At 53.6% G+C, this 11434-nt stretch carries 9 protein-coding genes; 8 read left to right on the top strand and 1 reads right to left on the bottom strand.

Translation table 11 applies throughout. The features are described from left to right. Positions 1–266: 266 nt before the first annotated feature. The 8 genes from P8N76_02600 (at position 267) to P8N76_02565 (ending at position 9502) form a co-directional block, all read left to right on the top strand. Positions 267–1517, top strand: a complete 1251-nt coding sequence (locus tag P8N76_02600; GenBank protein ID MDG2380541.1) for a hypothetical protein — start codon at positions 267–269, stop codon at positions 1515–1517. Between the two features lie 111 nt (positions 1518–1628). Then, entirely contained in the window at positions 1629–2384 is a 756-nt protein-coding gene (locus P8N76_02595) for a DUF3891 family protein (GenBank protein MDG2380540.1), read from the top strand. Positions 2385–2516: 132 nt separating this feature from the next. After that, on the top strand, positions 2517–3527 hold the full coding sequence (locus P8N76_02590; GenBank protein MDG2380539.1) for a hypothetical protein: 1011 nt from the start codon (positions 2517–2519) through the stop codon (positions 3525–3527). Positions 3528–3568: 41 nt separating this feature from the next. Further along, entirely contained in the window at positions 3569–3817 is a 249-nt protein-coding gene (gene rpmA / locus P8N76_02585) for a 50S ribosomal protein L27 (protein ID MDG2380538.1), read from the top strand. A gap of 125 nt (positions 3818–3942) precedes the next feature. Then, complete coding sequence (gene obgE, locus P8N76_02580; protein MDG2380537.1) at positions 3943–4956, top strand: GTPase ObgE; 1014 nt, start codon at positions 3943–3945, stop codon at positions 4954–4956. A gap of 33 nt (positions 4957–4989) precedes the next feature. Next, positions 4990–5784 (top strand): type III pantothenate kinase, encoded by a 795-nt coding sequence (locus P8N76_02575; protein ID MDG2380536.1) that lies wholly within the window; start codon positions 4990–4992, stop codon positions 5782–5784. Beyond that, a complete protein-coding gene (locus P8N76_02570; protein MDG2380535.1) occupies positions 5781–6929 on the top strand; it encodes a GTP-binding protein in 1149 nt (382 codons plus the stop codon). Before P8N76_02575 ends, P8N76_02570 begins: the two co-directional genes overlap by 4 nt. A gap of 329 nt (positions 6930–7258) precedes the next feature. Then, a complete protein-coding gene (locus P8N76_02565; protein ID MDG2380534.1) occupies positions 7259–9502 on the top strand; it encodes a hypothetical protein in 2244 nt (747 codons plus the stop codon). Positions 9503–9740: 238 nt separating this feature from the next. Here P8N76_02565 and P8N76_02560 read toward each other — a convergent pair whose 3' ends face one another. After that, positions 9741–11426: a hypothetical protein gene (locus P8N76_02560; GenBank protein MDG2380533.1), complete on the bottom strand. Its 1686-nt coding sequence runs from the start codon at positions 11424–11426 to the stop codon at positions 9741–9743. Between the last annotated feature and the right edge of the window lie 8 nt (positions 11427–11434).

Below are 11434 nucleotides of genomic sequence, written 5' to 3'. Positions count from 1 at the left end.
CGCGGATGTCGACGAAGATAACTGACGCGCATGTATTGGACACTTGACGCCAAAGTTCGCCCCACGGGTCAGTCGATCTATCTCTATGAGGAACGAAAACGCCCAGACGGCCCGGAGGTGGACTGATGTTTCATAGATTTTCCAGAACTTTGTGTTCGTATCTTTCCCGAGTTATTGGCGGGTTGGTACTCCTTTCGAGCGTTTCCCTTCAGGCAGCGCCAGATAGCGTTGACCTTACGCCGTCAGCGGCGAGGGGAACTCGACAGGTGAAAGTTGCTTACGAAGTGTCTGGCCGGCTTTTTTCCCAGCGTGGCGGGAAGAACAAGCCAAAAGAACATCCGTTGAAGGCGATTGGTAATTTTCTCTACGAGGAACGAGTGCTCGATCAACAGACGGGCCGGAGTGTTCGCTACTTCGAGGAGGCCAAATCCGATTTCCAGGTGGATGGTCGCGGCAATTCTTCGCAGCTGCGGGACGCGTCACGATGGATCGTGGTCGATCCGAACGAACTCGAAGATATGTTTGTTTGTCCAACGGGCGCACTCAGCCGACAGGAACTGGAACTGATTGAATTTCCGGGTTTGAGTAGTTTGATCGAACGGCTGCTGCCTCAATCCGAACAGGAGCTGAACGACACGTGGAAGCATGACGACACCCTGTTGGCTCTACTTTTCAATCTGGATGCGGTGACCGTCAACGCTGTACAAAGCGAGCTGGTAAAGCTTGAGGATGGCACCGCTTATATGACCCTTGAGGGGAGTATAATCGGCACCGTCAAAGGAGTTGTCACCGAGGTCAAACTCACGGGCAAGTACAACTTCGATGTTCAATCTGCTTTGATCAACTGGGTTGCGATCACGATTGAGGAACAGCGCGAAATTGGTGCCTCAACGCCAGGTCTCAACGTTAAGGCCCGTCTGCGAATGGTGCGCGGACCTGTTAAGCAGCCGAAACATCTCCATGATCAGGCCATCGCAGCTTTCGATCTGCGGCATGGCGTTCAAGGCGGCTTGCTTGAGCATGTCAACGATGAGGCTGGTTATGCGGTCCTTCATAACCGCCGCTGGCACGTTTTTTCCGAGAGTCCGACGATTACGGTGTTTCGATGTGTGGACGATGGCCGCATGCTGGCCCAATGTAACATCAGCGCCTTGCCACCGGTCAGCAAGAAAAAGCCGCTGACGATGCATAAGTTTCAGCAAGATATCAGCATGGTTTTGGGTGATTCAGTGACACAGATTGTTGATGCCAAAAAATCGACGAACAAAAAAGGGCAGAAGATACTCCGGGTGGTTGCGGCGGGGACTGTCGATCAGGCACCCATCTTGTGGATTTACTATCATGTGACTCACACGGATGGTCGTCGAGTTTCTTGCGTTTTTACGATGGGTGCGACGGATGTCGAGCAATTTGGCGGCGAAGATCTTGCCTTGACCAGTAGCATTCGATTCCTGGATCTTCCCCAAGAAGAATTTGACCATGATGCGACGGCAGCCTTAGACGAAACGGTTCGGTGATCGCCAGAGGGTCATCGGTCGTGGTGAACTGAAGCCGAAGCGGTCAAGCTTGATCCTCCCGACTTCGTGTTCGAATTTTTGTGATAAACCTTCTGCGAACCGGGCTGAACCATGATTCGCCGTTCGACCGCTGACGGCTCTGACTGGCTTTTGATCCACCAAGTGGATCACGCACGTTTGTCAGCCGGGTTCGCCGCATGCTGGCAGGCCATGGTCGATTTTGGAAGCTGGCAGGATCGGGAGGCCTTGCTCGCGGCAATCCTGCATCACGACGATGGTTGGCGCGAATGCGATCTGCAGTCGAACGGAGACCCCGAATCGGGGGCACCGCGAGCGTTCAATGAAATGGCGATCGCAGAAAGCAATGCCATCTGGACGGAATCCATTCTGTCAGCAGCCGCGATGGGGCCGCTGACGGCTTACATTGTGGCTCAGCATTTCTTGCGGATGAGGCAACTCTTTACTCCGGAAGACACCAGTGATTCGACCTGCAAGTTTGTGGAGCGGTTTGAAGCCGAATCCGAGCGTTGGCTGCGGCGATGGACATTCGAGCGGGGCAAGGCTGAACCGGATCGAGCGCTGGCTGATTTGGCGGTGGATTATCTGCAATTCTTCGACAAGCTGAGCTTACTGCTTTGTTTGAATCGGATGGCAGTTCAATTGTCGCAACCCTCAGGACCCGACCTGGAGCTCGTACAAACAGATGAGTCGGTTTACTCCATTGTTCCCTGGCCTCTGACGGTGGTGGAAATCACCCTTGCGGTTCCTGCGCTTCGAATACCCGCAACAAAATACAGTTCGGCTAAGCAAATGAAACAAGCAGCGGTTGATCATGAGCTCGTTTGGAAGTTTCGTGCGTGCGAATAAATTGGATTCCGGCTGAATTGGAATTTGACCCAGTTTGCGCAGGCCAGCTATACTGTTAGTTGGATCCGTCGATATGCGTCTAGCAGTCGCTATTCCCTCTTTAGTTCCTCCTTGCTCGACGTTTTTTTACTCATGCTTGCAATGCTTAACACTCGATTCTTTATCGCTCTCTTCCTTCCTGCCGTGATGGTTTTCGTGGTGGATGTCGACTTTGCTCCTGCCCAACGGCGAGCGGCAAAGACAGGGACGCGCAAGTTGGCGCCGGGCGTGATGACCACGATCCCTTCCGAGGTCCAGGATGACGAAACTTTCAGCGGGCCACGAGAAATCGTAGAGCTGTCGGTAGGTGCTCCGCAACTCAGTTGGCAACCGAACCTCTCTGCCGAGAGTGAAACATTGCTGGCCCGCGTCAAAACGACCATTTTTCGTCGTAATATTTGGGCACTTGAGTTCAGCTTCAAACCGCTCAGTATGATTCAGGTCGATCTCGAACAGCCAGATGGCACGGTGAAGCCGCAGACGGTTTGGTATTTGGTCTACAACGTCCGGAACAATGGGAAGCATCTGAGTCCGTCACCCGTGCCGGATGAGTCGGGTCGGAACACCTATGCGGTCGAGCCGGTGGATCACACGATCCGATTTTTCCCCAATTTCTTGCTGCAGTGTCACGACGTCGATCGGGTTTATTTGGATAAAGTGATGCCAACTGCGGTGGCTGCGATTCGCCAGCGGGAAGATCCGAATAGAAAGCTCTACAACTCAGTATCGATCAGCGATGTGAACATTCCGATTAGCAGCGAGCTTGAGGATAAAAGCGTTTGGGGAGTCGCGACGTGGGTGAATGTCGATCCTCGCAGCGATTTCTTTTCGATTTACGTACGAGGGCTGACCAATGCCTATCAATGGCAGGATCCGGCCGATGGCTTCAAGGCCGGAGATTCGCCTGGAACGGGCCGTAGATTCCTGTTTAAGACGCTGCAGCTCAACTTTTGGCGACCGGGCGACGCGATCAATCCGACGGAGAGCGAGTTCCGTTTTGGGGTGCCGAATCAGTCTCAAGTACCCGCTGGCAAGACCGAAGACGATATTCTTAAGCTCTATGGCCTGAAAGAACGGGTTGATTACCAGTGGGTCTACCGGTAGAAATAGGGATTCGCCGATCCGGTTTCTAAGGAGCGATTGCCATGGCACATAAGAAGGGTCAAGGATCCAGTCGTAATGGACGTGACTCCAACGCGCAACGACGCGGAGTTAAAAAATATGGCGGTGAGAGCGTACGAGCTGGAAATATTCTGGTCCGGCAAGTAGGCAACCGCTTTCACCCAGGCTCAAACGTTGGCCAAGGGAAGGATTACACGCTGTTCGCTTTGGTGGATGGGGTTGTTAATTTTGACCGCAAAGGGCGCCGCATTAACGTTGTTCCCGCGGCCTGACCTCTGGTCCAAAGAGTCCATCATCATCGCGACCCCGCCTTCAGGGTCGCGTTTTTTGTTTGTACACAGATTTTCATAGGGCACTCGCGGATAGAAGCGAGCGGTCGAGCGTAGGGGATCGAGTCGTGTTTGTTGATCGCGTTCAAATCGACGTGCAGGCGGGTGATGGTGGTAGCGGATGCTGCAGTTTCCGACGCGAGCGATTTGTCCCGCGAGGAGGTCCGGACGGGGGTGATGGCGGCGATGGCGGCAGCGTGATTCTGGAAGCACAGACCGGTGTCAATCAATTATCATCTGTGGCGCACCGCAAGCTCTGGAAAGCTAAGCGAGGTCGCCACGGCGAGGGCAGCAATCGTCAGGGGAGGAGTGGTGAGGATCTGCTTGTTCCTGTCCCCCCGGGTACGGTTGTGGTCGATGCCAAGAATGGATTTGTGATCAAGGATCTGGCCAAGGAGGGTGATCGGGTGACTGCCGCCCAAGGGGGTCGTGGTGGCAAGGGGAACACGCACTTTAAGAGTTCCACCAATCGCGCTCCCAGAATGCATACTTCGGGGGAATCGGGTGAATCTCGCCGATTGCTTTTGGAGCTTAAGACCATTGCGGACGTCGGCCTGATCGGGCGCCCGAACGCAGGCAAGAGCACTCTTCTTAGCCGATTGTCTCATGCCAGACCGGAGATTGCAGATTATCCGTTCACGACCAAAACGCCAAACCTAGGTCGGGTGAAGATCGACCTCGATCGATCGTTCATTATGGCGGATATTCCTGGGCTGATAGATGGGGCCCATCAAGGTGTTGGTCTGGGGCATGAGTTCCTACGTCATGTGGAACGCACCCGTGTGCTTGTGCACTTGGTTGAGCCCACACCGATGGATGGGACTGACCCGATGGAAAACTATCATGCGATTCGTGCTGAATTGGCAGCCTATGATTCCCAGTTAGCAAATCGTGCTGAGGTGGTGGCGTTGACGAAGGCCGAGTTGCCGGAGGCCACGGAAATCCACGCTCAATTCAAGTCCGAACTCGACGTACCGGTACTTCTCATTTCGGCGGTTACCGGACAAAATCTGCATCAACTGATTCACACGATTACAGCTCATCTGGATGAGCTATCAGAAAGTGATGATAAAGAAGGTTGAAATTCGAGTCACATGATACCTCGCGGGTAATTCATGAACTGTTCGTCTGAATCTTCGTTGCTGGCCATTGATGTCGGTAATACTGCCATCAAGGTGGGACGTTTTCACGGTGCGGATCATCCGTCCTCTCCGTTCCCGATCGATGTGATTCGACTGGATGCGAGGTCTCCTAATTTTGATGAACTGCGTGCTTGGTTGCCCGCTGATCCGTTCACTTGCTGCATGGCGAGCGTTTATCGGCAGGCGGCCGAAGAGATTGTCGACTGGATGCGTACTATTCCGTCGATTCGTCGAGTGCATCAACTGCAGCACAGCGATTTTCAAATCCCTATTCAGGTGGATCATCCTGATCGCGTTGGTCAGGATCGATTAGCGAACGCGGTGGCAGCACGATGGGCCAAGTCGTCAGAAAGTTCGGCAATTGTTGTCGACGCCGGTTCCGCTATCACGGTGGATTTGATTTCTGCGGCAGGTTGCTTCTTGGGTGGAGCGATTCTCGCGGGTCAACAGGCTTCAGCCCTCGCCTTGTCATCAGGCACCGACTTGTTGCCAGTGATCAGTACCTACCGGATGGATGACCCACCCGAGGTAGTGGGAGCGGCTACCGATTCTGCCATTCGCAGTGGTGTCTTCTGGGGTGCGGTCGGTAGCATTCGTGAAATTGTTGAACGCATGCAGGTACACGTCGGTTCCGCTAGCGAGATCTTTTTGACCGGTGGCGACATGCGTCGACTCGCGCCTCATCTGGCCCCTAATGCTCAATACATGCCGCATCTTGTTCTGTCGGGCATTGCTCTCGCGGCTCGCTCTCAAACGAGTTTCGCATGAGTGGTGCACCCACCTTTGTGACTCGTTTGACCCCTGCGGGACGAGCGGCAATTGCCACGATTCTTGTTCGCGGTCCGATTGCGATTACAAGCCTCGAAAGGCATTTTGAACCGTGCGGATCTAAGCAACTGCGTGATTTGCCCCTGAATCGTATCGTCTATGGGGCTTGGTCTGCCCGTGAAAATTCAAAAGAGGGAGTGGTCCTCTGTCGAACTTCCGATGATGCGGTCGAATTGAATTGTCATGGAGGTCAGGCTGCTGCTGATTCGATCGTAAGCGGCTTGCAATCGGCGGGTTGTCAGCTGGTGGAATGGGCGTTGCTCGCAGGAGCCGATTCAATCCAGCGGGAGTGCGTTGTAGCGCTTGCGGATGCACGCACAGCAACCGTCGCCACAATTTTACTCGATCAGCATCGTGGCGCATTGCACCGTGCGTTTCAGGAGATCCAACAATCGCTTGCAGATGGAAATGTTGCCGAGGCGCGGAGGCAGGTGACTATTTTGGGAGGATTTCGTTCGCTCGGGTTACATCTTACAAAACCATGGCGAGTGGTTCTGGCCGGCGCGCCGAATGTCGGAAAAAGCAGTCTGATTAACTCGCTTGTTGGATTTCAACGAGCTATCGTCTACGACCAGCCAGGCACCACTCGCGATGTGGTGACCGCTCAGACCGTCATCGACGGTTGGCTCGTCGAGTTTGCCGATACGGCCGGAATACGTCAAACGGATGAGCCAGTCGAAGCCGCAGGAGTGCAGCAGTCGGTTGACTGCTTGAGGGATGCCGATCTAATCGTGCAGGTACTCGATGCGGCATCGCCGCAACTACCCCGCGAACAGCTGGGTGACCTAACCAAGGTGCTCTCCGTCTTCAATAAGATTGATCAACAGCCGTCTATGGCCCTACCGATTCCGGCCGATTCAATTCTGACCAGTGCTTTGACCGGTGAGGGAGTGGAGCATTTACTTGGCGAAATCGGCTCTCGGCTTGTGCCTCAATCCCCCCCGTCAGGAGCTGCCGTGCCCTTTACCGAACGGCAATATGCCGAACTGGATCGGATCTCCTTAGCCATGGAAGATGGTGAATTCGAGGCGGCCAATCAGTCTCTCGCACGTCTTGTGGATGTCGCGCCAATCTTCGATTCTTAGTGGGCGAAAAGGCGAGTGGGTCGATCGTCCGAACAGATTCGGCGTTCTCTGTTTTGTCATTTTCTGCTGCCAACTTTTGCGACTCGCAATCGATTCATCCAACCATTGAACCAACGCAAGGAGAGGTCTTGCTACTTTGCCTAGCTTCGCCGGACCTCGCTAGCAAATGGCTGATGCGGTGCCGATACAAAGAATCTGACCTAACAAACTGTACTCACGGTGCGGATTTTCCGATCTGAGTTGACATAACGGATTTTGCGACGCGGAGGGTCCGCCGGTGTTCTTGATACACCGTCGTCTGGATCGCGTTGAATCGAAGGAGAGGTGTTATGCGTTGTCCCAGTCATTCGCGAACGATCATTCAGGTCCTGTCCTTGACTCTTGTAGTTTCGTGGGTGCCAACGGCATCTGCGCAGTTCCGCGAGATTTCGCCTGGCCATTCGGATGGTTCCGCGGCGGCCGAACTGGTGCCGACGACAGAGCCATTTGTGCCACCGAACGTAGAATCTCCGGCCAAGGAAGAATCTCCGGCCAAAGAAGAGTCTCCGGCCAAAGAAGAGTCTCCGGCCAAGGAAGAGTCTCCGGCCAAGGAAGAGTCTCCGGCCAAAGAAGAAATCGTTAAGAAGACAGAGAGCCACGTCAAGGCAAAGGAGCCAGTAGTTCCTTCGACGGACGGTCCGAAAACGGTCGTTGAGGAAGATACAGCTGATGGGGTAGCAAGAACGATCGAGAGCGAGGAAGCTGCGGCCAACGCTGATGCTGTCGTATCGAAGGAGCTGGAATCCGATGAGCTCCAAGGATCAGAGCTTGAGTCGATCGATCCGTTTCTTTCATTTCGAACTGCGAAGGCTGAGCCGTTAAGTGCACCTTCTCCATCGAATAGTCATGGCTACGAGCCTCTCCGTTTCAACCAAATCGAGCCGGGCACAACCACCGTGGAGGTGCTACGGGACAGCTGGGGTGAGCCGGGGAAATACATTGATTCGGAAGAAGGTGACGTGCTGGTTTACGCCTTTCCCGGCTTCCGGCAGATTGACGTGTATGCCGATGCCGACGGACTGTTGGTCCAGTCGATTTTGGTCCATCTTGCGAAGCCGACGGAAAGTGACGAGATTCACGAACAGTTGGATTTGGTGGATCTCCAGCCCGTTGAAATATCTGACGATGCAGGCACGCCACTCGCGCATGGTTTTCCAGAGCGAGGCGTATTGCTGACTTTGGCCGATTCAGCGGAGAGCCGTCTCGTGGCTCAGATTTCACTCGGCCCGATTCAGGGCGAGATGTTTCGCATGCGAGCCGAGAGCGACGAAAAACATCAGATCGCTGACAGTTTGGCGGATCTTGAGGCAGCGACCGAGTTGGATGATCAGGATGATCACGCATTTTGGTTGAGAGCTGAGTTACTTTCACGCGTTGGACGAAGCAAGGATGCGATCGAAAATTGCCAATCCGCATTGCGATTGGATCCGACGAATCCTCTTTATCGATTGACATTGGCTCGACTGAACGCGGCTGACGGACAGTTGGAGTCGGGTGTGAGCGACACACAGGCAGTCATTGACGATCCTGATGTGAGCACAATTGTGCGAGCAAGAGCCGAATACCAAATTGGTAATTTGCTTACCTCCGGGCCTGATCCAACCTTTGAGGATGCGATGGCGCATCATCTTAAAGCGATCGATCTGGCAGTGAAGCATGTGAATGATGACACAGAGTCCATGCGTCGAATGGCGAAGGATGTGTTGGTTGATGCCCACCTTGCGGTCGCTCAAGACGTGGCTCTTGGTAATTTTCAGCGTCAGTCCGAAGTTGTACCCAAATGGTTGACTCGTGCTGCCCAGATTGGTGAGGACTATATCTCTCAAGATGGGGGTGATGAGACGATTCGGATGGAAATCTATCGAACGACTTTGGCTATCTACTCGGTGTTGGATGGAAGTTTTAATGCTTCGGTCGCGACGGAAGAGGCATTGAGGGAAGGCAAGCGATTGATCGCTTCTGCCGACGACAAACTTTATCAGGCACGTATCGAGCGAGAACTCTCAGAAGCCTTGTTGTATGCGGCGGTCGTTGAGCAGCGACGTGGTCGTGCTGAGGAAGCAATGAATTACGCGAGCAACGCAGTCGCTTTGCTGAACAGTCAACAGGCAGAGCGTCAGCCTTCGTTGTTTGATGAAATGATGGAGGGTCAGCTGTACTTCTTGGTTGGCTCGTTGTATGCAACGACGCGTGACGACCATCGGGAAGCCGTGAGTTGGTATGAGCGTGCGAAGCCAATGTTCTCTGATGAGTCGCTATCGAACCTGGTCGATAGTAGCAGTTTTGGCGATCTGTTTGTCAGCATGGGCGTATCCTACTGGACCGTGGGTGAACGAGAGAAAGCGGTTGAATTGACTCAGGCCGGTGCCGATTTGATGCAGCAGGCTGTTCAAGTCGGAACGCTTGATTTGGCCGCCTTAACCGTGCCTTACGGGAACCTGGCCTCCATGCACAAGCATTTGGGGAATGGTAACCGAGCCACCCACTTTGCTGAGATGATGGCACGAGTTGAGAAGGAAACAACAACTCGATAATCGCTTCATTGGTCGATCGGAATTTGTGAGTCGGAGCAATGTGCGGGCTAGCCTTTGCTCCGGCTTTTTTGCGCGCTAATGGTTCTCCCCGCTCTTTTGCGATGGCATTCGAGTTGTGGTTTGCGAATGCAAGCGACCGCCGCTTTTGCGACCTGAAGTGTCCGAAGATGGGTTGTCCTTCGTCGCGGGTTCGAGCGGAGTGTAACATCTTCGTTTGAACAACGACTTCAATCAAAGGCTAAGCAGGCGTGTCTTGACTGGGATCGAAACGCAGAAAGGCGAGACTCAATCCGTGCAATAGCAGGCCCGAAGCTCCGCACAACATCAGCCCCATTCCGATGACAAAGATCGTTGCTGAGTGTGAGGAAGTGCTCAGGAGTGATCGTGAGAGAAAGTTGGCAATGAAACCCCAGGCAAAGGTTATCCCCAATGCCATCGCGAACAAAAGTCCTTTTGCTGTGAACGTCAACGTTGTCCGTAACAGGATCTCGATTCCTTCCTGGTTAAGTCGGTACGGGTAGAGCAAGTAGACAAGATTGTCCAACGCGAAAATCAGAATATTGAGGGGGATCAGCAGCGCGAGGATAGTTGTCATGATCCAGATGGGATAGGGCCGCACGGCCATGGTGATGATTAACACGCTAAGTTGAAACAGAAAGGCGAGTGCGACGGGTGCGGTGATTTGTCCGATCACGAGAAAGATAGGGCGGATCGGAAGCGTCTTGAGTACGATCATTCGGCGTATGTCTCGCCGGAAGTCAAATTTCAGCGCGGAGGGAAGCAGCAAGAATGTGTAAAACACAAGCGCCGCTGCCACACTAAGGACTGCTTGTGTCCCATCCGCGTAGACGTAGAGGGGGAGGCAGGCAAGTCCGCCCGGCAAGGCCAACGCGAAGGTCAAACTGCTGCGTTGTTTGAAAGCACCAACGATCTGTCTCCAGGCGATAGGGCCGCCACCGTGCCATTGAGGGATGCGCGCGAGGCGTGGGGTAGTTGCTGTTTTTTGGGGATAATTCTGCTTCATCGGCTGTTGGGGAGGATAGGCGTCTTCTTCGCGCTGCTGAATCGCCTCTGAAAAATATCGATCCAGGCGAATCAAAATCACCAATGATCCGCCCACCATTGCGACTGCAATGGTTAGCCAGCCAAAAGTCGTTGCCGAATACGAAGTGGCGGTAATCAGTTGGCTAAAGACTTGGAATGGCGCGATCAACGTCTCTCCAAACGGCGTCTCGACTAAACTGGCGCTTGATTTGAAGACGTGACCAATCAATCCCAAGGACAAGCCCACCGTGTTGGTTGCCAATGAAACGGGGGTGTTGGCAGCGATGACCAGTGAAAAAACGCCGATCACCAAAATGATCAAGGTCGTCGTCCACCGGAAGGTCAGGTAGGCGATTTTCGACATTCCATGCGTCGTCACCTCCACACCCAATCGGATCAAATCCAGAAACATTAGTGCCAGAAATGTCCCCGCAAATGCGGCTAAAAAGAGACTCAGTTCCGGTAGCATGAGCACGGTGAACAGCAGCGATTTAACGAGACCCGCACTCGCGACGCCCGCCAGTCGATAGATGATCAACTCCCAGCGTTGAAAGGGTCCGCCAGATAGCAGTTCACGTTCAGCCGGCGTCCATTCAATCGCTTCCTCGGGACGTTGGAATGCTACTTTGATAACGTGCCATAATGCGTAGGCCAGTAATCCTAAAGGAACCCATTTTCGAAATTGTTCGATGTCGGCAGATTGGCGAAACACGATCGTCAACGCATTGCTAAACCACAGGATCGCGAGCATCAAGCCGATAATGGACCAGATCACGCGTCGAGGATTGGTGAAGCCTCGTAGCATACGTCGACATTTTGCGCTGGCCTGAAATTGTATGAGTCGCCCAATGCCCGGATTGAGGGGGGATGAATTTATCAAGTTGTCCT

Source organism: Pirellulaceae bacterium (assembly GCA_029243025.1).
Taxonomy (GTDB): Bacteria; Planctomycetota; Planctomycetia; order Pirellulales; family Pirellulaceae.
This window is presented reverse-complemented; position numbering and strand designations above follow the sequence as displayed.

Excerpts from the sequence above, each read along its gene's own strand:
- rpmA (MDG2380538.1), top strand. The coding sequence starts at position 3,569 with ATGGCACATAAGAAGGGTCAAGGATCCAGTCGTAATGGACGTGACTCC.
- P8N76_02595 (MDG2380540.1), top strand. The coding sequence starts at position 1,629 with ATGATTCGCCGTTCGACCGCTGACGGCTCTGACTGGCTTTTGATCCAC.
- P8N76_02565 (MDG2380534.1), top strand. The coding sequence starts at position 7,259 with ATGCGTTGTCCCAGTCATTCGCGAACGATCATTCAGGTCCTGTCCTTG.
- P8N76_02570 (MDG2380535.1), top strand. The coding sequence starts at position 5,781 with ATGAGTGGTGCACCCACCTTTGTGACTCGTTTGACCCCTGCGGGACGA.
- P8N76_02575 (MDG2380536.1), top strand. The coding sequence starts at position 4,990 with ATGAACTGTTCGTCTGAATCTTCGTTGCTGGCCATTGATGTCGGTAAT.
- P8N76_02590 (MDG2380539.1), top strand. The coding sequence starts at position 2,517 with ATGCTTGCAATGCTTAACACTCGATTCTTTATCGCTCTCTTCCTTCCT.